26 protein-coding genes are annotated in these 25271 nt (G+C 39.4%); 11 read left to right on the forward strand and 15 right to left on the reverse strand.

From position 1 onward, the window contains the following. Positions 1 to 162: 162 nt before the first annotated feature. The gene (locus tag ACE1TI_RS15070; protein ID WP_375008394.1) at positions 163 to 294 is read right to left on the reverse strand and encodes a hypothetical protein; all 132 of its coding nucleotides are present in this window, start codon (positions 292 to 294) and stop codon (positions 163 to 165) included. Positions 295 to 463: 169 nt separating this feature from the next. Between ACE1TI_RS15070 and ACE1TI_RS15075 the strand changes: the two genes are divergently transcribed. Both ACE1TI_RS15075 and ACE1TI_RS15080 read left to right on the forward strand, forming a co-directional pair. After that, entirely contained in the window at positions 464 to 1387 is a 924-nt protein-coding gene (locus ACE1TI_RS15075; RefSeq protein ID WP_375008395.1) for a helix-turn-helix domain-containing protein, read from the forward strand. Positions 1388 to 1419: 32 nt separating this feature from the next. Beyond that, on the forward strand, positions 1420 to 1875 hold the full coding sequence (locus tag ACE1TI_RS15080; RefSeq protein WP_375008396.1) for a helix-hairpin-helix domain-containing protein: 456 nt from the start codon (positions 1420 to 1422) through the stop codon (positions 1873 to 1875). A 199-nt stretch (positions 1876 to 2074) separates the two neighbouring features. Here the strand turns inward: ACE1TI_RS15080 and ACE1TI_RS15085 are convergent, their stop codons facing one another. The 5 genes from ACE1TI_RS15085 to ACE1TI_RS15105 all read right to left on the reverse strand — a co-directional run bounded on the left by ACE1TI_RS15085 (position 2075) and on the right by ACE1TI_RS15105 (position 5292). Then, positions 2075 to 3175, reverse strand: a complete 1101-nt coding sequence (locus tag ACE1TI_RS15085) for a 5-methyltetrahydropteroyltriglutamate--homocysteine S-methyltransferase (protein WP_375008397.1) — start codon at positions 3173 to 3175, stop codon at positions 2075 to 2077. 152 nt (positions 3176 to 3327) lie between these two features. Continuing rightward, the gene (locus ACE1TI_RS15090) at positions 3328 to 3981 is read right to left on the reverse strand and encodes a type 1 glutamine amidotransferase domain-containing protein (RefSeq protein WP_375008398.1); all 654 of its coding nucleotides are present in this window, start codon (positions 3979 to 3981) and stop codon (positions 3328 to 3330) included. 87 nt (positions 3982 to 4068) lie between these two features. Next, positions 4069 to 4422, reverse strand: a complete 354-nt coding sequence (locus ACE1TI_RS15095; RefSeq protein ID WP_375008399.1) for an SUMF1/EgtB/PvdO family nonheme iron enzyme — start codon at positions 4420 to 4422, stop codon at positions 4069 to 4071. Next, positions 4344 to 4832, reverse strand: coding sequence for an SUMF1/EgtB/PvdO family nonheme iron enzyme (locus tag ACE1TI_RS15100; protein ID WP_375008400.1), 489 nt, complete (start codon positions 4830 to 4832; stop codon positions 4344 to 4346). The genes ACE1TI_RS15095 and ACE1TI_RS15100 overlap by 79 nt, the downstream gene beginning before the upstream one ends. A 298-nt stretch (positions 4833 to 5130) precedes the next feature. Next, positions 5131 to 5292, reverse strand: a complete 162-nt coding sequence (locus ACE1TI_RS15105) for a hypothetical protein (RefSeq protein WP_375008401.1) — start codon at positions 5290 to 5292, stop codon at positions 5131 to 5133. A 78-nt stretch (positions 5293 to 5370) separates the two neighbouring features. Here ACE1TI_RS15105 and ACE1TI_RS15110 point away from each other — a divergent pair, with 78 nt between their 5' ends. Then, on the forward strand, positions 5371 to 5856 hold the full coding sequence (locus ACE1TI_RS15110; protein ID WP_375008402.1) for a metallophosphoesterase family protein: 486 nt from the start codon (positions 5371 to 5373) through the stop codon (positions 5854 to 5856). A 442-nt stretch (positions 5857 to 6298) separates the two neighbouring features. Next, on the forward strand, positions 6299 to 7486 hold the full coding sequence (locus ACE1TI_RS15115; RefSeq protein WP_375008403.1) for an aminotransferase-like domain-containing protein: 1188 nt from the start codon (positions 6299 to 6301) through the stop codon (positions 7484 to 7486). A 101-nt stretch (positions 7487 to 7587) separates the two neighbouring features. Here the strand turns inward: ACE1TI_RS15115 and ACE1TI_RS15120 are convergent, their stop codons facing one another. Continuing rightward, positions 7588 to 8055, reverse strand: coding sequence for an exonuclease domain-containing protein (locus ACE1TI_RS15120; RefSeq protein ID WP_375008426.1), 468 nt, complete (start codon positions 8053 to 8055; stop codon positions 7588 to 7590). 475 nt (positions 8056 to 8530) lie between these two features. Between ACE1TI_RS15120 and ACE1TI_RS15125 the strand changes: the two genes are divergently transcribed. Both ACE1TI_RS15125 and ACE1TI_RS15130 read left to right on the forward strand, forming a co-directional pair. Continuing rightward, positions 8531 to 9028, forward strand: coding sequence for a DUF6773 family protein (locus ACE1TI_RS15125; protein ID WP_375008404.1), 498 nt, complete (start codon positions 8531 to 8533; stop codon positions 9026 to 9028). Positions 9029 to 9041: 13 nt separating this feature from the next. Then, a complete protein-coding gene (locus ACE1TI_RS15130) occupies positions 9042 to 9236 on the forward strand; it encodes a helix-turn-helix transcriptional regulator (RefSeq protein ID WP_375008427.1) in 195 nt (64 codons plus the stop codon). A 44-nt stretch (positions 9237 to 9280) separates the two neighbouring features. Here the strand turns inward: ACE1TI_RS15130 and ACE1TI_RS15135 are convergent, their stop codons facing one another. After that, positions 9281 to 10297 (reverse strand): LLM class flavin-dependent oxidoreductase, encoded by a 1017-nt coding sequence (locus tag ACE1TI_RS15135; RefSeq protein WP_375008405.1) that lies wholly within the window; start codon positions 10295 to 10297, stop codon positions 9281 to 9283. Positions 10298 to 10464: 167 nt separating this feature from the next. On the opposite strand from ACE1TI_RS15135, the gene ACE1TI_RS15140 reads away from it, so the two are divergent. Further along, positions 10465 to 12516 (forward strand): catalase, encoded by a 2052-nt coding sequence (locus ACE1TI_RS15140; RefSeq protein ID WP_375008406.1) that lies wholly within the window; start codon positions 10465 to 10467, stop codon positions 12514 to 12516. A 55-nt stretch (positions 12517 to 12571) separates the two neighbouring features. On the opposite strand, the gene ACE1TI_RS15145 is transcribed toward ACE1TI_RS15140, so the two are convergent. Beyond that, positions 12572 to 14899 (reverse strand): transporter substrate-binding protein, encoded by a 2328-nt coding sequence (locus ACE1TI_RS15145; protein ID WP_375008407.1) that lies wholly within the window; start codon positions 14897 to 14899, stop codon positions 12572 to 12574. 284 nt (positions 14900 to 15183) lie between these two features. Here ACE1TI_RS15145 and ACE1TI_RS15150 point away from each other — a divergent pair, with 284 nt between their 5' ends. The 3 genes from ACE1TI_RS15150 to ACE1TI_RS15160 all read left to right on the forward strand — a co-directional run bounded on the left by ACE1TI_RS15150 (position 15184) and on the right by ACE1TI_RS15160 (position 19157). Then, positions 15184 to 16230, forward strand: a complete 1047-nt coding sequence (locus ACE1TI_RS15150) for an aliphatic amidase (protein WP_375008408.1) — start codon at positions 15184 to 15186, stop codon at positions 16228 to 16230. 64 nt (positions 16231 to 16294) lie between these two features. After that, the gene (locus tag ACE1TI_RS15155; RefSeq protein ID WP_375008409.1) at positions 16295 to 17398 is read left to right on the forward strand and encodes an AAA family ATPase; all 1104 of its coding nucleotides are present in this window, start codon (positions 16295 to 16297) and stop codon (positions 17396 to 17398) included. 232 nt (positions 17399 to 17630) lie between these two features. Further along, positions 17631 to 19157 carry an amidase gene (locus tag ACE1TI_RS15160; protein WP_375008410.1) on the forward strand — a complete coding sequence of 509 codons (1527 nt, stop codon included), beginning with the start codon at positions 17631 to 17633 and terminating at the stop codon, positions 19155 to 19157. A 158-nt stretch (positions 19158 to 19315) separates the two neighbouring features. Here ACE1TI_RS15160 and tatC read toward each other — a convergent pair whose 3' ends face one another. From tatC to desB, 6 genes are all read right to left on the reverse strand, one after another. Next, positions 19316 to 20032 (reverse strand): twin-arginine translocase subunit TatC, encoded by a 717-nt coding sequence (gene tatC / locus ACE1TI_RS15165; RefSeq protein WP_375008411.1) that lies wholly within the window; start codon positions 20030 to 20032, stop codon positions 19316 to 19318. Positions 20033 to 20110: 78 nt separating this feature from the next. Beyond that, the gene (locus ACE1TI_RS15170) at positions 20111 to 20332 is read right to left on the reverse strand and encodes a twin-arginine translocase TatA/TatE family subunit (protein ID WP_375008412.1); all 222 of its coding nucleotides are present in this window, start codon (positions 20330 to 20332) and stop codon (positions 20111 to 20113) included. Positions 20333 to 20359: 27 nt separating this feature from the next. Further along, positions 20360 to 21787, reverse strand: a complete 1428-nt coding sequence (locus ACE1TI_RS15175; RefSeq protein WP_375008413.1) for an alkaline phosphatase PhoX — start codon at positions 21785 to 21787, stop codon at positions 20360 to 20362. 388 nt (positions 21788 to 22175) lie between these two features. Next, complete coding sequence (locus ACE1TI_RS15180; protein WP_375008414.1) at positions 22176 to 22739, reverse strand: general stress protein; 564 nt, start codon at positions 22737 to 22739, stop codon at positions 22176 to 22178. A gap of 75 nt (positions 22740 to 22814) precedes the next feature. After that, positions 22815 to 23189 carry a DUF2512 family protein gene (locus tag ACE1TI_RS15185; RefSeq protein ID WP_375008415.1) on the reverse strand — a complete coding sequence of 125 codons (375 nt, stop codon included), beginning with the start codon at positions 23187 to 23189 and terminating at the stop codon, positions 22815 to 22817. Between the two features lie 156 nt (positions 23190 to 23345). Next, positions 23346 to 24401 carry a Delta(10) desaturase DesB gene (desB, locus tag ACE1TI_RS15190; protein ID WP_375008416.1) on the reverse strand — a complete coding sequence of 352 codons (1056 nt, stop codon included), beginning with the start codon at positions 24399 to 24401 and terminating at the stop codon, positions 23346 to 23348. Positions 24402 to 24621: 220 nt separating this feature from the next. On the opposite strand from desB, the gene ACE1TI_RS15195 reads away from it, so the two are divergent. Next, positions 24622 to 25269, forward strand: a complete 648-nt coding sequence (locus ACE1TI_RS15195) for a FusB/FusC family EF-G-binding protein (protein WP_375008417.1) — start codon at positions 24622 to 24624, stop codon at positions 25267 to 25269. Positions 25270 to 25271 lie beyond the last annotated feature (2 nt).

Consider the following 25271-nt stretch of genomic DNA (forward strand, 5'->3'; position numbering starts at 1 on the left):
AGGAAAAGAAAGAGGATTTAGCACATCATTCGATAAAATGTATGTAATTTTGCATATTTAGTTTGGCAGGTTTATTGACTTAGCAGAACCAAAAAAATCCCATGCTGGGCATGGGGAAAAGAGGGGATATTTAATGAAACCTACAAAGGGTTAGTACGTGGGTTAATGTTCGTACGGAAGATCGACTGTTTTCACATTCTCAGCTTCAGATGCTGAGTCTGCTGATACACTACTTAGTGACAGCGGGATAACAATCGCCGTGACGAATAAATATTTTAAAAGTATTGATTTCACGTGGCTTCCCCCTTGAGAAGTGGTAGTATTAATTATATAAAAATCATTTCGTAAAGCGAAATGTGGGATAACAGAGTTATTGGCGTTCTGCTTCGATTATTTAATAATTTGGTGAATAAGAAGCAAGATATTAATAATATGATGCATAAATGCATATTGGAGGGAGAACATGGACATAAACCGACTCGGAAAAGAAATTCAATATTATAGAAAACTTCGCGGTTTGTCTCAGCAAGAATTGGCCGGCAGTATTTGCAACCAATCTGAAGTGAGCAGGATTGAGGCAGGCAAAGTGTTTCCTACCCTTCAAATATTATATTACATGTCTTTAAAACTAAAGGTACCAATCACATTTTTATTAGAGGCATCTATGCGTGAAAGAGAAGATTATATCCGTGAAATAAAAGAGTGGATAGATGAACTTGTAAGCCACAAAAATTATGAAGAAGTGTATGAACTGGCAAGAGCAGAGTTGAAACAAGATTATGTATTGAATGATGAAGCCTTATTCAGCTACATCAATTGGCGTTATGCTGTTGCATCCTATCAAACCGGTCACATTACCGTAGATCAGTGTATTAAAAAGATAGAACAATCATTAGTGCAAACAGAAGAAAAGTTTATGAATATGGCAGAAGGACTGGATAGTAAAATGCGTAACAGCTTGGCGATATTATATGCGGAAAAGCAGAATTATGAGAAGTCATTTGATTGTTATGAAACTATCATTAAACAAGAGAAAATGTTAGAGACAGATCCATCTTTTTTGCCAAAGGTATATTATAATTACGGTAAGACTTTATTTGACTGCGGAAGTATAGAAGAAGCTGAGAAAATAGTAAATCAAGGGATACGCCAGTCTGTTCAGTGCGGAAATATGTTGTATATCGGACAGCTCTATTATCAACGGGGATGCTGTAAAGAAGAACGAAATGAAGCCTCAGCCGGTACTGATTTTATAAAAGCTTATAGCTATATGGATGAAATGGGAAAAGAAAACATGAAGAAAATTATATTACAGAAAAAACGAGATTATTTTAATTATGAAAGCGCTGCCCAATTATACCCTTTGTACCCTGTAAAAAAACTTTGACAAATAGTTGCAAAGGAGAAAGTATGATAAAAATGAAAAGACCTAAACTCCCTTTAACTGAGAGCGAACGGAAAGCTCTTCGTAAAAAAAGAATCAACCTTACAAATTTACATACGTGCCGTACCGATGAAATTGCCTTTGTTCTGGGGTGTGCAATGGAGAGAGCAGAGATTTTAAAAGCATTAGCCCTCTTTCAACAATTACCTTCTATTGGGGTAAAGGGGGCTGAACAGGTTGTATTTGTATTAGGGATTCTGTCCCTTGGAGATATGGCAAAGAAAAGCGGCGCAGACTGGCTGGATGAACTCGAACAAAAGCTGGGTGTTTGGACAGATCCGTGTGTAGAGGATCAGTTACGCTGCATGGTACACCATGCACGATATTCAGATAGCAGCAAACAATGGTTTGAGTTTACGGAAGAGCGAAAGATTTACCGAGCTAAGTACGGTTATCCAGCTAATCGTCCTAAAAAAGCATGGTATGAATAAGAAGTTTAGTCCACAAAGGGTAGTATCCAGCAAAGGGCAGTAACCCGAACAGTGGTTTTGTAGGAAAAGACGTTTGAATAACGTACCAGGCTTCTCAGTAAAAAGAGTTTCAAACAAAAAAGACATATCACTCCTAGAGGGGCAGCAATGATATGTCTCTTTTTTTCAGCACTAAATGTTAATTCTCGCTTTGGTTATTTTATTTCCAAACGGCAGCTGCAATTTCTGTTACATGACGAAGTTTTGCCCATTGTTCTTCTTCTGTTAGTAAGTTGCCTTCTTCTGTAGAAGCAAACCCACATTGAGGACTCAAGTTCAGCTGGTTTAAAGGCACATATTGAGATGCTTCTTCAATGCGGCGTTTTACTTCCTCTGTGTCTTCTAACGCCCCAGATTTAGAAGTAATCAAGCCCAGCACAATTTGCAAATCTTTTCTCTTAACAAAGCGAAGTGGTTCAAATCCTCCTGCGCGATCACTGTCATACTCAAGGAAAAAGCCGTCAATATTTAATCCATTAAACAATAATTCGGCAACAGGCTCATAACCGCCAGAAGAAATCCACGTTGAGCGGAAGTTTCCACGGCAAATATGCATTGTAATTTTCATATCAGCAGGTCTATCAGAAATAGCTTCATTAATCATTTTTCTGTACCAGGTTTTCAATTTTTCGGGATTATGACCACGTTCTCTGATTTTGTCCAGCTGTTCATCTGAACAAAAGTAAGCCCAGGACGTGTCATCAAGCTGCAAGTACCGGCATCCTGCATCATAAAAAGCCTGGATAGCTTGTTTGTATGTAGAAGCTAAATCGTGGAAAAATGCTTCATTATTATTGTATACACTTTCATCTATTTCTCCGCGGAAGTGCAGCATACTAGGGCTTGGTATCGTCATTTTAGCAGTATGATCACCCGCTGTGTTATTTAAAAACTTAAAGTCTTCGAGCATCGGGTGGTCGGAAAAACCGAGTTTTCCGTTTACTTTAATGGCTCGTGACTTCGTTTGCGTGTTTTTAAATTGAATACCACTGTCCGTGTTATATCCTTCAACCCCATCAAGATCTTCGAGAAAATCGAAATGCCACCAGCCCCGGCGGAATTCTCCGTCTGTTACAGCTTGAAGTCCAGCTTCTTTTTGTTTTTCAACGATGCGAATGATTTCTTCATCTTCAATACTGCGAAGCTCATCAGCTGTAATCTCCTCCTTTTCATATTGCAGTCGTGCTTCTTTTATACGTCCAGAACGTAATAAACTGCCAACATGGTCTGCACGAAAAGGCGGTTGGTGTAAGTTTGTCATAATTGATTCCTTCTTTCTTTCATATTAAGTTTAAGAATCTAATAAAGAATAACAAACATTCTAACAGGTGTAAATTTTTAAATAAAATTGAAAAAAAGAAGGCTGCATCAAAGAAATTCTTTGAAGACAGCCTTTCTAAAAAATGTTTTTGTCTAGTTTAATGCGTCAACTACTTTTTCTGCGGTACTCTTGCTTGACTGTGGATTTTGCCCGGTAACAAGGTTTCCATCAGCAACAGAGAAGTCCGTCCATTTTTCACCGCGCTTAATGTTTGCACCTTTTTCACGCAGCTTTGTTTCGAGCATAAATGGCATGTGCGTATCTAACTGCATTTCGATCTCTTCTTCATCTGTAAAAGCAGAAACATTTTTTCCTTTCACAAGCGGTGTGCCGTCCGCATATGTGGCATTCACAAGACCTGCAGGCCCGTGGCAAACGGCGCTGATAACTTTATTATTTTCTGCAAAATGCTGCAATACATTTTGCAGTGTTTTGTTTTCTGGAAAGTCAAACATCGTTCCATGTCCGCCAGGAAGGAAAATGGCATCAAAACCTTCTGTATCATTTTCACTCAATGCAGCCGTGTTTTTCAGTTCTTCCTCTGCTGTTTTCCATTCAGCACGGTCTTCAATGCTGTTTGGGTCAAGCGGAACTTCTCCGCCTTCAATGCTTGTTACTTTCACTTCATAGCCGTTGTCTTTAAAAACATTGTATGGCACAGCAAATTCCTCGAGCCAAAGACCCGTTTTGTGGTCATCTGTTATTGTGGTGTGATTGGTTACAACCATGAGAATACGTTTTGACAATATAAAAACCTCCCTTTCTTTTCTACAAGATCCATCTTAATATGATGTACAATCGGATGTAAAAAATTCTGCTTTAAGACTCAGTATTTAATAATCTTTAGCAAGACGTATACCATTGAACTGCCAGCGTTTATCAGGGTGAAAGAAGTTCCGGTACGTCAAGCGGGCATGTCCTTCCGGGGTCGTGCAAGAACCGCCTCTAAGCACCATCTGGCTGCTCATAAACTTCGCATTGTATTCTCCAAGCGCGCCATCCGGACGTGCACATTCAGGATATGGTGTATAAGGGCTTCGAGTCCATTCCCACACCGAGCCAAATGCATTTCTTCCCGGCTTTAATTTTGGATGATAAATCCCAGATTCTAAAAATTGTCCATCTGATTTTTCATGCCGAAAAGCCCATTCCCATTCTTGTTCACTTGGCAGACGGACCCAGCCCACCTGGCAAATGCATCCGCTTCAAAATAACTAACATGAGTGACGGGGTCATTGCCGCGAACTTCCTTCAAACCGGACAGGGTAAACTGATACCAGGTTCCATCGTGCTTTTCCCAATAAAGAGGGGCGTTCCAATTATTTTTTTGTACAGCCTCCCAGCCCTCAGCAAGCCAAAAGGATGGGGTTTCATAGCCGCCATCATTGATGAATTCGATGTATTCCTTATTGGTGACGGGTCTGTCAGCGATCGAATAAGAATACAGATAGTGTTTATGAGCAGGCCGTTCATTATCAAACGAAAAATTTACTTCATTTGTTCCGATCGTTACCAGCTCTTCTTCCACATCAATCCATTCCGCAGCAGATACACCTGCATTTTCATAGGTTTTTGATCTTTGATAAACAGGGAACAATAGAAAAATTATACTTGATATCGGTGTTCCTGGTGTTGTTGTTCGTGGTGAATGCCAAGGACAAGCAGGGAAGAAATCTCATCATCCCACATTTCTGCATTGGATAGGTAGGAGGAGATTGCCTCATCTACATGATTGCGGTAGTTTTTAATGTCTTTAACAGTAAGGCGTGATATAAAGCTGATTTAGGAAATGGTTTGCTAAACGTTTCATAATAAGAATTAAACAATAACCTGGCATTATCAAAAAACTCTTTATAGCCTTGAACAAAATGCTTTAAAATAAACTCTTCAAAAAACTAGGTAGTATGGGCAAGGTGCCATTTAGGCGGACTGACATCAGACATGGCCTGAACAACAAAGTCTTCTGTTTCTAAGGGTTCAGTAATTTTTTCAGTCAAGTATCTCGTATATAAGTATTGATCCAATATAGCTTCTTTGTTAGCAATGGTCATGTTCATCTGTAAGTCCTCCTTCGTTACATTGTCTTTCTTTTTTCCCGTTTTTTTAATAGAAATAAACATGTTGGGAGGGCCGTAATGAAGATATTAGTCATTTCTGATACACATATGCCCAAAAAAGCCAAAACGCTGCCTCATCAGTTGACCAAGGAACTTGAGAGTGCTGATACGGTTATTCATGCGGGAGACTGGAAAACAATGGATGTTTATAATGAACTAAAGAGTTACGGAGAACTGCATGGAGTTTATGGAAATGTCGATGACGAAGAAATTAGAAAAGTACTGCCTGAGAGAAAAGTGATCGAGGTGCAAGGCTTCAAAATTGGTATTGTACATGGCCACGGAGAAAAGAAAACGACAGAAAAACGAGCAGTGGAAGCGTTTGATGAAGAATTAGATGTTATTATTTTCGGCCATTCCCATTTGCCGCTGCTTCGATATATGGGAAAAACCATGTTGTTTAACCCGGGATCTGCCACTGATAAACGCAAGCTTCCTTATTTCTCATATGGATTACTAACGATTAAAGAAAACCTGCAGGCAGAACATATCTTTTGGAAATAATAAAAAACGCCCTTGCATGTGTGGGCTTTTTTATTATATTAATATAAATATTACACAGCTTTTTCTTCTTGAACGGCAGCATTGCTTTGCGGTTTATATTCTGGCAGTGGATGCTGGAAGGATTTTGTTAAGTAAACCAAATATAAAAGTCCTGCAGCTACCCATATAAACCCTCCTGTAATATATACTTTAGTAAATTTTAACTTTGTTAAAGGATTAAAGTTTAAGTAAAGACTAAGGCTTCCTCCATTTGGACTTGGCGGCAAGCCAAGTTTTTGTAATGGTATATATCGAACGATTTTAGCTTTATATTATTGTTAAAGAGTAGAACTTGAAATTTTAAGCGCCTTTCCCTCTCTAGATATGATACAATATGAAGATATTTTAAATATATATTCAGACTTTTCTATGATTTGTGAGAGATAAAGAGGTGGAGAGAGTAATGAAATATGGATTTGCCAAGCGTGTATATCACATGCAGTCGTCGGCTGTCCGGGATATTTTGAAAGTTGTTAACAAAGGAAATGTCATTTCATTTGCCGGTGGTCTTCCGGATGAAAAACTATTTCCTGTACATGAAGTAAGAAGAGCATTTGACCAGGCTCTGCTGTCTGATCCAAAAGCTCTTCAATACGGAGAAACAGAGGGGGTACCTGCGTTAAGGGAACAGTTGGCAAAGCGGATGGCAGATAAAGAAATTAACCGGGATCCAGAGCATGTGCTAATAACTTCTGGTTCACAGCAGGCGATAGACTTATTCGCAAGAGTGATGTTTAATCCAGGCGACATTATTTTAACTGAGAACCCCACGTATCTAGCAGCTCTCCAGGTCTTTCAATCATATGAAGTAAACATTGTGCCGGTAGATTCAGATGAACACGGAATGGTACAAGACGACCTGGAAGAGAAAATTCAACGTTTAAAACCAAAGTGCATTTATGTGGTGCCAACTTATTCGAACCCTGGCGGGAAAGTATGGTCATTGGAGCGTAGGAAGCAGCTTTTAAAGCTTGCGAAAAAATATCATACGATCATTTTTGAAGATGACCCCTATGGTGATATCCAATTTGATGAAAACGAAAACGTTCCACCGCTTGCCTCCATGGACGACAATAAATATGTTGTATATACGAGTACTTTTTCAAAGACGGTAGTACCGGCAATGCGTACAGGATGGATCGCTGGTCCTTACCAAATAATTCGTATGATGGCGCAGGCAAAACAAGCCACAGATCTTCACACAAATTCTTTATCCCAGCACGCTCTCATTCATCTAATGCGTGAGTTTGACCTTGATGAGCATATTCGGACACTTGGAAAAGCTTATAAAGAAAGAATGCTGGTGATGAAAGATATTTTTGATAAGGGTGACGATCTGCCAATTCAGTATACAGAGCCAAAGGGCGGCATGTTTTTCTGGGTGTCTATGCCAGCATCTGTTAACACAACTGCTCTTTTGAATGAAGCGGTAGATAATGGCGTAGCCTTTGTGCCGGGAGCTCCGTTTTACGTTAACAACCCGGCCCAAAATACACTTCGCTTGAACTTCACCAATGCCGAGCCGGATGAGATTGAAAAAGGAATGAAGAGGCTGGTGGATGTAATGAACCAGTCTTTGGTAAATGTATAATTCGCTGAAATGGAGTAGATTTTTACTGTGGCGACAAATTTCTCGATGATAAATTTCTACAAATTGCTGATAACAACCCCAAAACAACCCTCCCAAAAACATTAGGAGGGTTGTTTTGTGCTGTCGAGCAATTCCTTCACATAATAATTTCCTGCAGGGTTACGTTGCTGCAATAACTGTACAGTCAGCTTGACATCATCAAGCGCACGATGGGTTTGGTGGTTGGTAATACGGTGGTAACGGCACAAGTCCAGCAGTTTTCTGGTTGGGAAACCATAGCTTTTCCAGGCGATGTCCTTTACAGAGCAATGCCATGGAATGTCTTTAGGTGCAGGGAAGTAACGCTGAATAAAGCTGCTGTCAAAGCTGGCATTATGAGCAATAATGATATCCGTCTCAGCAAAAATTCTATCAAATTTCTCATAATCTAATCTTTTTCCAGCCACATCTGAATCTGTAATTCCGTGAATACGGGAAACAGAGGTTGGGATGGGGAAACTCGGCTCGTTTAAATTATTTATTTCTCCGATTACCCCATTATTTCCCCGGAAATTTTGTCGAACCTGCAGAACATAACGCCAATTTCCACGATTTCAACTCGAACTCTGGATAATCCTGTTGTCTCTACGTCAACTATTGTTGCTTTTATTCCGTTGTTTAACGGTACTGACATTTCCTTGGAAATTGATAACGCATATGTATTATGATGTCGTGTTTTTTAATCATTTTACTATGGTTGAGATACCAATTTAATGCTTTTAAGGAGCCGCTGTTCAACACTGTTTTGGAGGATCCACGGGTTTTCCACAAGGCATGTTATCAGCCTGTTGCGGGCTTTTTCAAATTCATCAATCATCGCATAAAATTTAATAAGTGTATTTAGGCAAGGAATGGAGCGTGGTACTTCATCCATATGAGCTAACACTTCAGGAAGCTGTTCCATTACGTCTTCGCAAAGGCTAAATGACAAATATATATTGCAAAAAGTAAATTATAATATATAATAAACATAACGATAAACTAATTAGGAACAGGATGGATGGCATGATTGTAAACGATGAGCGTATTACGCAAGCAAAGAATCAGATATACAAAGAAATACATGGATTCGTCTTAGCTATGCTTCTTATATCAGTGGCAATAAAATTTTTTCTGTACGGTGTTAATATTAACTTGGTAGCAACTGAGCTTATTATTTTAATGGCGCAGGGGCTTTATTATGGAATCAGATCAACTAGTATGGGGATTTTTTCTGCTGAAGTGGAGATACATGACAGAAACAGCAAATGGCCGGTTCGAAAGAAGCATGTTGTTATTGGGTTAGCAACAGGGGTTATTCTTTCTTTATATATGGGAATTCATAGCGCTGTATCGTATGCCGAAGGCACGACTCAAACCATTTATTATTTTGGTCTTGTATTTTTAGTATCATTTATGATTTATGTCCCGATTTTAGCTGCACTTATGGCGGTCACTTATTTTATAGCTAAAAAAAGAAGTAAATGTGCTGAAGAGAAAAACCTCAATGATGGAAATTCGTAATGGTGGTAAGAAAATGAAAAATATGAAGCTGAAAGTGGCACGAGTAGAGAAAGACTTATCACAAGAAGAATTGGCTAAACAAGTTGGTGTTTCAAGGCAAACGATTGGATTAATTGAATTGGGAAAATATAATCCAAGCTTAAAGCTATGTATTGCTATTTGCAAAGCTTTATCAAAAACGTTGGATGATTTGTTTTGGGAAGAGTAATAAAAAGGATCGGCTGGAAATTAAATTCTGCCGATCCTTTTCTATTAATTTTTCACAATGTCAGAAACAATTTCAAAGGAGCGGAGTCGTTTTTCATGGTCATAGATTTGAGCGTTAACCATGATTTCATCAGCCTGGGTTTCATCAAGAAACTTTTGCATTTTCTGCTTAACAGTTGTCGCTCCCCCGAATATAGAAGAGCCAAGCTGTCGCTCTAGAAGTGTTTTTTCATACTCTGTACAGATGTTATCAATGTTTTCAACAGGCGGCTGCAACGGCAATTCGGTGTTGCGGATCAGGTTTAAAAATTGCAGCTGTAAGGTAGTGCCAAGATACTCTGCTTCTTCATCACTTTCAGCGGCAACAACATTAAGTCCCACCATGGCGTAAGGCTCATCCAGCACATCTGAAGGCTGGAAGGAACGACGGTACAAGTCCAGAGCCGGTATGGTATTTTCAGGTGAAAAATGACTGGCAAATGCAAATGGCAGTCCAAGCTGTCCGGCAAGCTGAGCACTGAAACCACTTGAGCCAAGAAGCCAGATCGGTATGTTTAAACCTTGTCCTGGAATGGCCCGTACACGCTTTCCACTTCCCTCAGATAATGGTTCGAAATAGCTGCGAAGCTCTTCTAATAACTGCGGAAAATCATTGCCGTCACTTCCGGTGTGACGTCTTAAAGCCTGAGCGGTTAATTGATCGGTACCGGGAGCACGTCCTAATCCTAAATCAATACGTCCTGGATATAATGTTTCCAAGGTCCCGAATTGCTCAGCGATCACTAATGGAGGATGGTTTGGAAGCATAATCCCCCCTGATCCAACACGGATTTTAGATGTTCCTCCTGCAACGTGCCCGATGAGTACAGAGGTGGCAGAGCTACCTATAAAAGGCATATTATGGTGTTCAGCCATCCAGTATCGGTGATAGCCCCACTTTTCAGCATACTGAGCAAGCTCAAGAGTATTTTTAAAAGAGTCTGAAACGGTTCCACCTTTTACTATGGGTGATAAATCAAGTACTGAGAGCTTTATATTACTCAATTGTTTGTGTTCTGACATTATTTCATCTTCTTTCTTTTTAAAGTTTCTATTACCGATTTTTATTTTAACAAGTTTGTTTCGTATTCCAAAATAAAATGATTTAAAAGAAGTTTGCCGAAAAATCAGAATGGGTACCAAATAAAAAGGAGTTTATATAATATCTTGTCAAAAGGAGGCACAATAAAGTGAATAGCGAACATAATGAGCCGAAAAATAAAAAGCAGGAGCAGCTGGAACAATATAAAACGAATGATAAAGATAAAAAGTTAACGACCAATCAAGGGTTAAAAGTTGCCGAAGATGAATTTTCACTTAAAGCCGGAGAACGCGGGCCGACCTTAATGGAAGATTTTCATTTTCGGGAAAAAATGACTCATTTTGACCACGAAAGAATACCAGAAAGAATCGTCCATGCGCGCGGTTATTCAGCACATGGAGAATTTCAAGTATATGAATCAATGGAAGATTATACTAAAGCAGACTTTTTAAACGACCCCTCCAAAAAAACTCCAGTGTTTGTACGGTTTTCTACAGTAGCAGGCTCTAAAGGTTCCTCGGAAACTGTCCGCGATGTTCGCGGATTTGCTACAAAATTTTATACGGATGAAGGAAACTTTGATTTAGTTGGAAACAACATACCAGTATTTTTTATTCAAGATGCCATCAAGTTCCCTGATTTAATACATGCCTTGAAACCTGAACCTCATGACGGAATGCCTCAAGCAGCTTCTGCTCATGATACATTTTGGGACTTTATAGCGAACAATCAGGAATCAGCACATATTGTCATGTGGGCCATGTCGGACCGGGCTATTCCGAGAAGCTTTCGGATGATGGAAGGCTTTGGCGTTCATACTTTCAGATTTGTAAATGAACAGGGACAGGCTCATTTTGTTAAATTTCATTGGAAGCCGGCTTTAGGGACGCATTCTCTAGTATGGGATGAAGCCCAAAAATTATCAGGAAAAGATGCAGATTTTCACCGTCGAGATTTAGCGGAAGCGATTGATAATGGGGATTATCCTGAATTTGAATTAGGAGTGCAAATCATAAAAGAAGAAAATGAATTCATGTTTGATTTTGATGTACTTGATCCAACAAAAATATGGCCGGAAGAAGACGTCCCTGTAAAAATTATAGGAAAATTGACGTTAAATAGAAATGTAGATAACGTATTTGCGGAAAACGAGCAGGTAGCCTTTCATCCCGGACATGTGGTGCCTGGAATAGATTTCAGCAATGACCCGCTTCTACAGGGCCGGTTATTTTCCTATACAGATACTCAGTTAATCCGTCTTGGCGGGCCGAACTTTCATGAACTGCCAATCAACCGTCCAGTCTGTCCGTTCCACAATAATCAGCGCGATGGGTATATGCGGCAAACGATAAACAAAGGACAAGTAAGTTACCATAAAAACTCTTTAGCCGGCAACACACCAGAACCAGCCAGTGAATCAGAGGGTGGTTATTCTCATTACCAGGAAAAAGTAGAAGGACGTAAAGTCCGTGCGCGAAGTGACAGCTTTAAAGATCACTTTAGCCAAGCAGCATTGTTCTGGAACAGCATGAGTGAACCGGAAAAGCAGCATATTATTGAAGCATTCAGCTTTGAACTTGGAAAAGTAAAAAGCAAATCGGTTCAGCAGCAAGTGGTTGATATGTTTGCGAATGTGAACTTCGATTTAGCTAGAGGTTTTGCAGAAGCGATCGGTGCAAATCCACCGCAGCAGGGTGGGTCCGATGTTACCAAATCCTCACCGGCTCTAAGCCAGGAAAATACTAAGAAAAAGCCGGACACTCGTAAAGTTGGTGTCATTATCGGCGATAATTTTGAAGGCGAAGAAGTCAATGGAGTTCTTGCTAAATTAAAAGCAGAAGGGATTAATCCAGAAATCGTAAGCGATAAACTTGGTAAAAGAAAAGCAGATAATGGATCCGAGTTAGAAGTAGACCATACTTTCTTAACCGGCGAATCTGTTTTGTTTGATGCCATTTATGTCGTTAGCGGAGGCAAGAAGGAGAGCAAAGCATTTATACAAAACGCCTTATACTTTGTTAATGAAGCTTTCTCTCACTTTAAGCCAATTGGTGCCACTCATAGCGGTAAGAAGCTGCTGGCAGAAGCAGAAATTATGACTGGTCGGGGTGTTGTAGTTGGAGATGACGTAACAGACTTTACAAAGGAATTTATCGATGCCATTGCAGCACACCGTCACTGGGATCGCCAGGTCGTATAAGAAAAAAGACGAAGAGGGGGGTACATTCCTCCCTCTTTTACAATGGCAAAAAAGATTAGGGAACAAGATAATATTGTTTCATTTTACGGTAAAGAGTACTTCTGGAAACGCCTAATAATTGCGCTGCCTGACTGACGCTTGAAGCTGAATGGAGTGCTTTTTTAATGGTTTTCTTTTCTACCTCTTCAAGTAACAAGGACTCCTCGCTTTCAGGAAGAGGCTGTTTGATTTGCATATCATCTGGCAAATGTTTAACGTTCATCATAGCATCCCCTCTGTTTCTAGCTAATAAAAAGGACCGTTCAATTATATTTCTTAGTTCTCTTATATTACCTGGCCACGAATAGGAACGAAGGTGGTTAAATAAACTTGCTGTCACATCGGAGGGGCCTGTCTTGTATTGGTCAAGCAATGCTTTAATAAATTCTGCTATTAATAATTTGATATCTTCCAGTCGTTCTCTCAATGGTGGAAGATTTATGGCCATAACATTTAATCTATAATATAAATCGGAACGGAATGTTCCCTGATAAGCAATTTCTTCTTGTAAGTTTCTATTCGTTGCTGCAATAATTCTTACGTCAACCTTTCGTTCTTTATGATCACCTAATCTGATCACTTTTTTAGTTTCAAGAACACGCAGCAAGGAAACCTGTAGATCCAATGGCATATCACCAATCTCATCTAGAAAAAGTGTCCCCCCGTGGGCTATTTCAAATTTGCCAGCTTTCCCTTCTTTTTTTGCTCCTGTGAAAGCCCCAGCCACAAATCCAAACAATTCACTTGTTATTAGGTCCCGAGGAATAGCACCAGCATTCACTGGAATGAAAGGCCCTTCTTTTCTAGAGCTGTTAGAATGAATAGCTTGGGCTACTACCTCTTTTCCGGAACCGGTTTCTCCAAGAATTAAAACATTAGCTTCAGATTGTGAGGCTGCTTCTGCTACTAACAATTGTTGTTTGTAGGCAGAATTATAAGTTCTAATCATTCCAAAGGAAGTTAATTCTTGCTGATTAACAGATGCACGACCAGTTTTTGGTTCTAAAACTACCATTTTAAAAACTTTATTGGCATCAAGGTATTTTACCTTAACATTGTAATCTTTATTACCCTTTTCAATATTTGGGATGGACCACATTTGCCCTTCTCGAAAGTTGAAACGATTATTTGCTAGGTTATTAGCATACAGAACTTCATCTAGTTCATTAATAAGAAGGACAGCTTCTTCTTTGTTATGATGAAGGAGGTCTTTAAACACTTTCTCCCATTGTACGGTTTCGGGTTCCTTTTTTAGATAGCTGGTTTTCGTTTCATATGGTTTAGCAGAAATCAGTTTTTTAGAATCCCATACAATATTGAACTGGCCCTGATCGTTTATTTGGCCAATTCTAATGGGTCGAGAAATATGATGATTTTCTTTTTCTACCTTCACCATTCCAGTAGGCGTAGAAAAATGCTGATCACACATCGAATCTAAAAATGAAGTTCTTTCAAATTTTTGACAAGAAACTAACGTTTCAATAACCATTTTTGTTCCTAAATACGTATTAAACATGACAGAGGAAATCACTTGGCTGCTGCCGAATTGTTTTTGAAAACGCTCGATAAATATATGATTTTCTCTTAAGTCTAATGACTGAAAATAGCTGCCGCCGCTGAAATGGCCTTTAGCGTATCGGCTGCCAATAGCTTGTATTTCCGTTTCTTTTGTGATTGGACTGAATATTGGAAGAGACTTAGGATGAAACCCCATGTTTTTAAAAGTCCGATAAAAGTAGACAACACTTTCTCCTACAAGAGTGGAAAATATAGTATCGGCACTCTTTTTTTGAATATCTTGAAAAATATCTGTATAGTGGGTATGTCCAAAGGGCACATAAGTATCTCCGACGATTTCCCCTCCAAGGTAATCCCAGTATTTTTTAACTTCCTGGTTTGTCGCATGAGGATAAATATACTCATTTCCTATGAGATAAATCTTAGGTCCGAAATATTTTTTTATATATTTAAGTAACGTGTAAACCTGCTGGTTTGGAACTTCCCCAGTATAAAAAAGATTAGGATGTGTTTCATGACCTTCGTATAACGCCGGATACATAAGGATACAATCATGCTTTTCTAGCAGTTGAAGAAGCGCTTTTCGGCAGGCCGATGTGTACGTTCCGATAAAAACTTTAACCCCTTCATCGATAAGTTTTTGTGCTTGATTGATGGTTTCATCTGGGTCAGAAGCTATATCCCGTATAATAAATTCAACTAGATCATTCGTGGCTTTTACACGTCTATTGTGCTCTTGGAGAGCAAACATGGCCGCCTGGTACTGACCTTTTTCCGTGATTGATGTTGTTCCTGTAAGGGAAAATAAAACACCTATCTTTTTCAATTCACACCCCTCCTTGTCCGATTTTGATACAATGTCCCAAATTAAAACAGGAAGTTCTTGCTTCTATTATATCGGATTTTATCTTCAGAATATTCATTTATTTTGTTTTAATTTGACACACTTTTTAAAATTATGCTTAAAAAAAGCCTGATTTTATCACACTTTAAACTTGGCATGGCTATTGCAATAAGTAATAAGCAAAGAACAAAAGGAGGGTAGGGGCAAAATATTCATCCGGTTCTCGAATTAAAAAATTTTTTAAAAATGAAAGGGGTAGTTAAATTATGAGACATGGAGACATCAGCAGCAGTAAAGATACGGTTGGCGTAGCAGTGGTTAACTATAAAATGCCTCGTTTGCATACAAAGGAAGAAGTTTTGGAAAATGCTCGTAATATTTCTAATATGATTACCGGAATGAAAACAGGGCTCCCTGGAATGGATTTAGTCATTTTTCCTGAGTATAGTACGCAAGGAATTATGTACGACGAACAGGAAATGTTTGATACGGCTACAACAATTCCGGGGGAAGAAACAGAAATTTTTGCAGAAGCTTGCCGGAAAGCGAATGTGTGGGGCGTATTTTCTATTACTGGTGAACAACATGAGGACCACCCGAATAAAACACCTTACAATACATTAATTCTAATGAATAACAAAGGAGAAGTAGTGCAAAAATATCGCAAAATTCTTCCTTGGAACCCTATTGAGCCTTGGTATCCCGGTGATACTACTCATGTAGTAGAAGGTCCAAAAGGGATGAAAATGAGCCTGATCATTTGTGATGATGGAAACTACCCAGAAATTTGGAGAGACTGTGCCATGAAAGGAGCTGAGCTCATTGTCCGCTGTCAGGGTTATATGTACCCTTCTAAAGAGCAGCAAGTAATGGTTGCAAAGACAATGGCCTGGATGAATACTTCTTATGTCGCAGTTGCCAATGCAACCGGATTTGATGGAGTGTATTCATACTTCGGGCATTCAAGCATTATAGGGTTTGACGGAGGAACACTTGGTGCTTGTGGTACCGAAGAAAATGGTATTCAGTATGCTGAATTATCTGTTTCCCAAATACGTGATGCCAGGGAAAACTGGCAGTCTCAAAATCATCTATTTAAATTATTGCATAGAGGATACACCGGTACGATTAAATCTGGCGATGGAGATAAAGGTGTCGCAGAATGTCCATTTGATTTTTATCGTACTTGGGTAATGGATGCCGAAGAAGCACGGGAAAATGTCGAAAAAATAACGAGAAAAACAGTTGGCACAGCAGAATGTCCGATAGAAGGCATACCTCACGAAGGTAAAACGAAAGAAGCCGGTGCATAAGATTATTGATTGTTAGAACAGGGGGTATTGCCCCCTGAATGGATATTTTAATAGGGGGAGAGAAATGCCATTTATTAACGATAAGATTAAAAGCTATCAAACAGAACAAGAACGCAACAATGAACTTCCCAACCCTTCTCCTGCAGAACGACGATTAAAACCGAAAACTCGTTTTACATTCCGCCCTCAGTTTATTAAAGAAAAGCTCCATACACAAATTTTTGGTCAGGATGAAGTGATTGAACGCATATCTAATATGATCGATGTCATTTATGTTGATATAACAGAAAAAGATAGACCGCTATATGTCGTTTTGTTTCTCGGGCCAACAGGTGTAGGAAAAACAGAAACTGTAAGGATTGTCGCAGAAGCTATTCACGGCGAAAAGGAAGCTTTTAGCCGAATTGATATGAATACATTAGCTCAGGAGCATTATGCTGCAGCAGTGATTGGGGCGCCCCCTGGATATGTGGGAAGCAAAGAAGGAAATACGGTTTTTAAAGAGGAACTGATCAAAGGTTCTTTTAGTAAACCTGGTATCGTATTGTTTGATGAAATAGAAAAAGCAGACGCAAGTGTCACACAATCTCTATTAAATGTTTTTGATAACGGGAAAATGGTATTGACGAATGGAGAAAAAGAAATAGATTTTCGTAATTCCATTATTTTTATGACCAGCAACTTAGGATCTCAACAAATTTTCGAATTTTTAGACATCAATATAAAGGCAAAGTTTAAACGTTTTTATTACCGCCTGTTTCCGTCCAACTGGAGAAAACGCGATAAAGGTATTTTAAATAATATGGTTAAAAAACAAATGGAAAAACATTTTTCGCCAGAGTTTTTGAACCGGATTGATGATACTATCATGTTTAATTGGTTAGGGGATGAAACCTTTGAACCTATCATTGATAAACATATTAAAGACTTAAATATACGACTAAAAAAGCATTTATGTACAGTTACATTAAGTAAAGATGCAAAACAGCTTTTATATAATAAAGGTTTTGACCAGCACTATGGGGCAAGGTCTATGCGGCGTACGATACGGACCCACTTAGAAGTGCCATTGGCAAAGCTCCTTGCAGGCAGGGAAAAAGAAAAAACTTCTGTTGTATACAGCATTCAATCAAAAGGAGAGGAGTTTGAATTTTTTAAAGAAGAATAAAGATTGGAGGAGAGAGGGATGGCAGATGTTGGGCTGCTTTATGTCCCTGTACAATACCTGCATTTACGAACATGATTAAGCTTTGGGATAACATTTCAAACGCTGCAGGAGTTATTTTGGGCACTCTAGGATTAAATTATATTTGTTGGTTGTTTCTATTCCAAAAAACAACAGGTGAGAATACACAAACGGAAGAAATTTGCGTTTAAAAAGTATTTGGGGAGGCTGAATTATGAGTGTGAAAAAACCAACAGTTCAACAGTTAGAAACAATATCAAAAGAATTCCATTTGAATCTAGAAGAAGAAGACATTGCTTTTTACCTACAAATGATAGAGAGAACCCTTAGTTCTTACAATCGTCTTAATCAATTATCCGAACCAAGTCTTCCAGTAAATTACCCTCGAAACGGAGGCTACCGTCCTTCCGAAGAAGAAAACCCTTATAATGCTTGGTATTGGAAAGCTGAAGTAAAAGGAGAAAAGAACGGCCCGTTGGCAGGAAAGTCAATCGTGTTAAAAGATAATATCAGCTTAGCAGGCGTTCCGATGATGAATGGGTCAGCAATTTTAGAAGGATATATACCAAATGAGGATGCTACCGTGGTAAATAGAATACTAGAGGCTGGTGCAACCATTGCCGGAAAAGCAGTATGTGAAGATCTTTGTCTTTCAGGGGGCAGTCACACATCAGCTAATGGCCCTGTATTAAATCCACATAATACAGATCACTCCACTGGAGGATCTTCAAGCGGATCCGCAGCACTTGTTGCGGCAGGGGAAGTAGACATGGCTATCGGCGGAGATCAGGGGGGCTCTATACGAATGCCAAGTTCATGGTGCGGCATTTACGGATTAAAGCCGACTTACGGACTTGTTCCTTATACGGGAATTATGCCGATAGAACAAACAATAGATCATACGGGCCCCATGGCAAGAAGTGTAGAAGATGTCGCCTTGCTGCTTGATGTGTTAGCTGGTGACAACGGCCTGGACCCAAGACAATCTGGACTTGGAATTAAGAATTACAGTAAAGCACTTACCGAAAGTAAAAGCATTTTGAAAATAGGAATTGTGCGGGAAGGATTTGAATGGGATGTTTCTGAAGAAGATGTGAGTCAAAAAGTAAAAGAAACCGCTGCTGCAATAAAAGATTATGGAGCATCGGTAGAAGAAGTGTCGATACCTATGCATTCTGATGGCATTCATATTTGGAACGGAATCGGAATAGAAGGTTTAACTTCTATGATGATTAAAGAAAATGGCATGGGGACTAACTGGAAAGGTCATTATAGTACCAACCTGCTTGATTATTATGGGAAATCAAGAAAAGTCAGAGCTGATGAATATTCAGAGACAGTGAAAATGTCACTCCTGCTGGGTCAGTATTTACAGGAACAATATAACGGAAAATTTTATGCTAAGGCTCAAAATCTATCAAGAGCTTTAAGATCAGCATACGATGAAGTTTTTGAAAAATATGACATTCTGATAATGCCAACCACTCCAATGAAAGCTACAAAACTTCCTGCTGGAGATGCAACTCGAGAAGAAGTTATCAGTAAGGCACTAGGAATGATTCAAAATACCGCTCCGTTTAACGTAACCGGACATCCAGCCATGAATGTTCCTTGTGGAAAATCAAATGGTCTTCCTGTTGGAATGATGCTTGTGGGCAGACACGGTATGGATGATCAAGTACTGAAAGCAGCGTTTGCTTATCAATCTCTTCAAAATCCTATAGAAGTACCAAAAGGATAATGTATTTGAAAGGATGCTTCATGGGTTGAGTAGAAAACGGGCAGGAGATTCTGCCTTTTCAACCGGATAAGACGTATCTTCAAGAATGCCTGCCCTTTGACCGTTTCCACCCACAAAAGAGGGCTGTCCCTATTTTTGGGACTGCTCTTCTCCTTTTATTAAGAAACTTTCGCACGAATTCTTTTTCGATAAACCACTTTACTTACGGTAATACTCACCTCATACAATGCAAGCAGTGGGATAATAACCAGCACGTCAGAGATGAAGTCTGGAGGTGTAATAAGTACCGAGAGGACGATCAATCCAAAATACGAATACTTTCTAGCTTTCACGAGTTTATATGGATCAATAATGCCTAGTTTTGTTAAAAACATAATGACTGCGGGCATTTCGAACAAAAACCCAAATGGAAGTGTGAGGTGAAGCATAAAGGTAAAATATTTTTCAACGGTGAAATAAGTTTCGAAATCACTGCCTGCAAGTCCTTCTAAAAAAGAAATAACGAGAGGGAACAGCACAAAATACCCAAAAGCAATTCCGGCTAAAAATAGAAGAAATAAAGCAGGAATAAAGGCGAGTGTTGCTTTTTGTTCGTGCCGGGTTAAAGCAGGCTGTACAAATTTCCATACTTGAAGCGCCGCAATGGGAAAGGTGACTGCAATGGCGGAAGTACCGGCAATCATCATATATACCCAAAGAATATCCCCCGGGCCAAGCAGTGCCAATTTATCGTCAAGGTCTTTAACAAGATATTGATAAATATCTTTCACAAAAACAAACGAAACAATGAACGAAAATATAAAAGTAAGCAGAGTAATTATAATTCTTTTTCGAAGCTCGCTAAGATGTTCAATGATATTCATTTCACTATCCATAGTATGTACCTCTCCTTTCTTACAAAGTGCAAAGATGTAAGCAGGTATAATTATGATACCCGCCTACATCTTTATTCATTAGCTTCCTGTTTTTTCTTGCGATCTCTCTACAGCCTGCAGATTTCTATCTGATTTTTTTTCTTGTTCCTCACCGTTTACAAGTTCATTGGTTGCTTTTTTAAATTCTTTCAGTGTACTTCCAAATGCCCGTCCGATTTCTGGCAGCTTGGATGGCCCAAAAATAATCAGTGCAATAACAAGAACGAGAATTAATCCTGGAATGCCGATATTTTGAAGCATAAGTGAAACCTCCTTTATCTTTGCTTTTTATAAGATAGGCATGCCGTGGCGGTGGAATGCAGCTGCTTCAAGGGTGGACAGTCCTTTTCTTTCTGCGAATTCGGCAAGTTTATCATCCACTTTAGGCGCGTAAGCAGCTGGTGGTGCAGCGTGCCCCATTTGACGCTGACGACCGGCATTTTTACGTGCGAACGGCCCCCAAATCGCAAATGTGATACCAGGGCTTTGAATGTTTACAAAGAAAGTTTGTCCGTCTGTAGAAAAGGTAGGACCGGCAATTTCGGAATCGTTTAAGCGGTTTTCGGCAAAAGTATACGCCTCTCCTTCTGGCGTCAAACCAACAATACGGTCCACTCCACCGCTGTCTTCGGCAATCCATAAGTCTCCCCACGGCGTAATACAGATGTTATCCGGCATTTCTAAATCATTCGCATCAGAGGATTCGTAAAAAAGCTCAAGGGTGTTTGTAGCAGAAATGTAGCGATACACCCGTCCGAGATTTTTATCTCCTGCTGATGTATCATCAAACCAGAATACACCACCTGCAAAATAAGCACCTTCTAACCGGCTGAATTGAATACAGTCTTTGGCGATCGCGTCATCGGTCGGTTTTTCTGGATCCACGTCCTTCCAGACGATCGAAAAGTTCTGACCGGTATCAAAGTCTCCGACTGATGTAGAAGACTTTTCTTCTAGAGCTGCTGCTTGAAGAGTGCCGCCTTTTTGAAGGGCACCGGCTTTTTGGCTTCTATCATTAGGAAGAAAGCGATAGAAAAAGCTTGGTCCTGCATCTTCGGTTAAGTATACAATTCCTGTTTCAGGATCTATGGCTGTTGCTTCGTGAGAGAAAGCTCCCATATCTCTGATTGGTGTTTTTGATAACTTTCCTTCCGGGTCATCCGGGTCTACTTCAAATACATAGCCATGTCCCTTTTCTAATGTTTCTTCGCATGTAAGCCAGGTTCCCCATGGTGTAGCACCTCCCGCACAGTTGCGGATCGTACCGGCAGAAGTTATATATTCTTCTTCAAGTTTTCGATTCGGGCCGACTACAAGGGCTGTCGTGCCACCAGTTTCATTTTTGTTATATGGATTTTTACCCTCTACAGGTAGAGAAGGGTTCCCACTTAGTTCATGGTTTCGTACGAGAACAGTTGAATTGTGTTTGCCTGGAAAAGCTGCCATCCCGTCAAACATGGCTGGTATCGGGCGTCCATCGAAAAGCTTTCCGCCTTCTTCAGAAATAATGCGGTACTGAAAGCCTTTAGGAAGATCTAGAACACCGCCAGGGTCCTTCACAAGCGGTCCATAACCATTAGAAGAAGCAATGTTAGAAGCAGCTAATGACGTTTGTTTTCCCCCAAAAGTAAACAATCCAGCAGAGCTTAATGTAACAGCTAATGTACTCATCCCACCTGCTTTAATGAAAGCACGACGATTCATGTTTTTGTTCAAAACAACGATTCCTCCTCAAATAATTTATGAGCACCGGCGTTAACTCCGCCTTAAGTAAAAAACTACTAGATGAATGTTGAAGCAGAGTTTACTTATTGTAAAAATTTCACTTATCAAGAAAGTTAGTTCTAAAGTAAGTTATAAAAGGTGATGTGTGATGAAAAAAAGTTGAATTATTTTTAAATGGAGGTACTTTTTTATTAGGACAATACTAAATCAACGGAAAGTTTTGCATTGCAACCATTCTAACGAACGAATATATGTAAAAATTACATTAAGACAGTTCAAAAAATTGGCTGTATAAAGGAGCATTAACCACGCGGAGACTGTCAAAAGAGGATATAAAAAAGGCTGCCTCTTATTTATGAGACAACCCTTCTGCTTTCTGTTAAAATGTTCTTTTTGTTCCGCCGCTGTAGGAGTGAGGATACATATGAGTATTTTGTGTGCGATGAGAAGAAAAGGTATCATAAATATTATTTTGATGTTCTTCATCCGCTTCTACAAGAACGAGAATATGATTATTTTTTAAATAATTCTCATAATTTTTGGCATGTTCTTCAGGGATGCCAGCACCGACAAATGCTCCTACAAGTCCACCACCGCCAGCACCAACACCCGCTCCAGCTAAGGCAGAAGCAATTGGGCCAGCACCTGCTATAGGACCAATCCCGGGAATAGCTAATAAACTTAAACCGACTACGGCACCTAACACACCGCCACTTCCAGCTCCTAAACCGGCACCTTTTCCAATGCTTTTGCTTTTCCCTGTTTTTGTGCTGTCATCAACTGACGTTGTACCTGTTTTGTTTTCCACCGCATCAAGGTCATTCTGATTTTTTGAAAAAACCGAAATGTCTTCTGTTTTATAGCCTTCTGCCTTTAAACCCTCAATTGCGTTTACTGCGTCTACTTGGTCTTTAAACACACCACCGACAATCTTTTTGTGCATGTAATGAAACCCTCCTTTATTCGTTCAGGTTTTCATTTATGCTGATTCCCGGATAAGTGTCTTCCTAAAACCTTTTTATTGTGTGTCCATGCGAAGCTTGTTATTTGCAGGCAGCAAATGTGTTGCCAAAAAGGTATGAAAATAATATTCCCCGAAAGCTAAAACTGCTGCGGAAATAAGAGCTGCAAGTGGTGCTGGAGTTCCAGGTTCAAAGATGGCAAGGCCGACCAGCCAAATAATAAGAAAGGCAAGTGCAAAATCAGCAAACACGGCTGGCATATTTCTGATTTTTGGCATAATAAACAAGTCTCCTGGATAAGAGATAGCTCCAATAATGAGAGTCAAAAGAAGTACATTCCAAAAAGAAACCCCAAAGCCGATCGTAAGAATGAGAAAAAGACCAACAAGTGTCATTATTCCTTTAAATGCTAAAGCTTTTGCATGATCCATACGTATTAACCCTCTTTCTTAAATAATTAAGTGATCTCCTTTATTTTTCCAATAATCCTTCTTTTTATTCTTATTGCCGTATAGGAGGAGGGTTCAAACGATAATGCACAAAAAAGCGGACAATTGGGAAATGAGACCCATTTGTCCGCTTTTTCATTATTTCTTTTTCAATCTTGTCGTTCTTATTTTTTTAGGGTTTAGTCCATGTCCTAAGGAGCCATAAGCCTTGTTGCCGTATGGATCAACGAGCTGATTTTGGTCAAAATAAACACGCGGTGTTTTCCAAAGTGCTTTCAGGGCTTCTCCCATAGGCATTTCATGATATCTATCCGGCCACATTTTCTTAATCTTTTCTTTCACAAGGGGATAATATTTTGAGCTCATCCCTGGGAATAAATGGTGCTCTGTATGATAAGAAAAATTAAAGTGAAGCACGTCGACCCATTTTGGTACTGTCACTGTTAAACTGTTGGCTAAAGGGTCATTGACCGGCACTAAAGGATTTAAACGGTGATTGGTAGAAATGTATGCCATGACGATAAAATTAGCAATCAAAAGTGGAATAAAAAAGGCAAAAATCCACTTTTCAAATCCCATAATAAATAACAAGCTAATCCAGCTTGCCCACGGAACAACTGTTTGCAGAAGTACTTCAGGCTGCTTTTTTGGTTTAAATTCTTTAATATAAATCACCAGCATTTTCAATGAATGTGCTGAAAACTGTATACTTAACGATGCAAAGGCAAAAAAAGCGCGCACACCCAATGGCAGACGGTACACGGAACGAACAACCTTCATTTTGGAAAGCTTTTCGAGCGTAGGCCAGGCATCTGGGTCATGCTCATCGTGCTGTGTATGAACATGGTGGGTTAAGTTATGCCATTTTCGCCAAATTTTCGGACTGACGCTTAACGGCCAAAAAGCAATCGCTCCAAGGATATCGCGAAGCCACGCTCTTCGTATTACTGTTCCGTGCAGAATTTCATGTCCGAGGAAACCTAAAGCTGCAAAACTCGCCCCAATAATAAAAGAAAAAATAATATTAACGAGCGGGTGAATGTTAAAAAGGCCTATCATCAAAAAACAAACAACAACAACACACAAATATGCTAAACCGCCAAGCAGGCGGGCAGGTACAGGTTTAAAAGCTTCTTTTGGTAAATGCTTTTTTAGATGCTTAGCATAAACCGAAAATTTCTCGAGTTCACTCACAAGGATGCTCCCTTCATGACGTTTTATGAGAAAGGGTACAATTTCCATAAATACGTTTCGTACCTAACAAGCGTACACCCACCTCCTATATACGTCAATGGCTATTATTACCTGGTCTTAATATTTGTTTCTAAAAAGCTTTTAAATCAATGTATTGAAAGCTCGAAAAAAAGGGAAAAAATAAAGAAACGATGTTCAGGAAAAGGAAGGAGACGAATACATGACGGAACCTTTCATTCAAAATCATCATTTAAATGTCATTAAAAACAAAGGCCGCCACATTCAATACTGTTTTCATGATATAGAGGATGCAAGTGTCCTTCAAGCTGTGAAAGGACAGGCTGCAGATCAAGTGAAACAAGCTTTTTCTAAATTAACGAAGGAGGAAGAAGAAGTTATTGATCCGTTATCGGATGTAAAGACTAGCATTGAAGTAGAAGCATTTATTGGATCGGTGTATCCGTATGTCAAGCCATTTCCAGCTATTGATAAAACACAGATCAAGAAGCTGTTTCCGAATCACAAGAAAATGCAGTTTCCAGTTCTTGAGAACATAGACTTTTCCCATCTCACCTATCTTGGCTGGAATGATCCAGGTCAGCAGAAAAAATATTTGATATATGAATTGGACGGTGAATTAGTTGGTGTTACTGGCCGGTATACTCAGCCTACGCAGCGAAACTATTGCTATTTCTGTAACGAGCTTACTCCTGTCCATCTCGTAAGTATAAAAACAGATGAGTCTTCATCTGAAAACCCTGATTACTACAGGTCCATCGGCCAGTATATATGTAAAGACAGTGAAGAGTGCAATAAAAACATAACCGATGTCAGGGCACTAGAGTCTTTTATTAGAAAAGTAAAATAAAG

Origin of the sequence: Alteribacillus sp. JSM 102045 (assembly GCF_041949975.1) — a bacterium.
In the GTDB taxonomy this organism is placed as follows: domain Bacteria; phylum Bacillota; class Bacilli; order Bacillales; family Marinococcaceae; genus Alteribacillus.

Excerpts from the sequence above, each read along its gene's own strand:
- ACE1TI_RS15160 (WP_375008410.1), top strand. The coding sequence starts at position 17,631 with ATGAGTGTGAAAAAACCAACAGTTCAACAGTTAGAAACAATATCAAAA.
- tatC (WP_375008411.1), bottom strand. The coding sequence starts at position 20,032 with ATGGATAGTGAAATGAATATCATTGAACATCTTAGCGAGCTTCGAAAA.
- ACE1TI_RS15115 (WP_375008403.1), top strand. The coding sequence starts at position 6,299 with ATGAAATATGGATTTGCCAAGCGTGTATATCACATGCAGTCGTCGGCT.
- ACE1TI_RS15170 (WP_375008412.1), bottom strand. The coding sequence starts at position 20,332 with ATGCTTCAAAATATCGGCATTCCAGGATTAATTCTCGTTCTTGTTATT.
- ACE1TI_RS15080 (WP_375008396.1), top strand. The coding sequence starts at position 1,420 with ATGAAAAGACCTAAACTCCCTTTAACTGAGAGCGAACGGAAAGCTCTT.
- ACE1TI_RS15150 (WP_375008408.1), top strand. The coding sequence starts at position 15,184 with ATGAGACATGGAGACATCAGCAGCAGTAAAGATACGGTTGGCGTAGCA.
- ACE1TI_RS15130 (WP_375008427.1), top strand. The coding sequence starts at position 9,042 with ATGAAAAATATGAAGCTGAAAGTGGCACGAGTAGAGAAAGACTTATCA.
- ACE1TI_RS15195 (WP_375008417.1), top strand. The coding sequence starts at position 24,622 with ATGACGGAACCTTTCATTCAAAATCATCATTTAAATGTCATTAAAAAC.
- ACE1TI_RS15180 (WP_375008414.1), bottom strand. The coding sequence starts at position 22,739 with ATGCACAAAAAGATTGTCGGTGGTGTGTTTAAAGACCAAGTAGACGCA.
- ACE1TI_RS15185 (WP_375008415.1), bottom strand. The coding sequence starts at position 23,189 with ATGGATCATGCAAAAGCTTTAGCATTTAAAGGAATAATGACACTTGTT.
- ACE1TI_RS15110 (WP_375008402.1), top strand. The coding sequence starts at position 5,371 with ATGAAGATATTAGTCATTTCTGATACACATATGCCCAAAAAAGCCAAA.
- ACE1TI_RS15125 (WP_375008404.1), top strand. The coding sequence starts at position 8,531 with ATGATTGTAAACGATGAGCGTATTACGCAAGCAAAGAATCAGATATAC.
- ACE1TI_RS15155 (WP_375008409.1), top strand. The coding sequence starts at position 16,295 with ATGCCATTTATTAACGATAAGATTAAAAGCTATCAAACAGAACAAGAA.
- ACE1TI_RS15085 (WP_375008397.1), bottom strand. The coding sequence starts at position 3,175 with ATGACAAACTTACACCAACCGCCTTTTCGTGCAGACCATGTTGGCAGT.
- ACE1TI_RS15105 (WP_375008401.1), bottom strand. The coding sequence starts at position 5,292 with ATGAACATGACCATTGCTAACAAAGAAGCTATATTGGATCAATACTTA.
- ACE1TI_RS15135 (WP_375008405.1), bottom strand. The coding sequence starts at position 10,297 with ATGTCAGAACACAAACAATTGAGTAATATAAAGCTCTCAGTACTTGAT.
- ACE1TI_RS15075 (WP_375008395.1), top strand. The coding sequence starts at position 464 with ATGGACATAAACCGACTCGGAAAAGAAATTCAATATTATAGAAAACTT.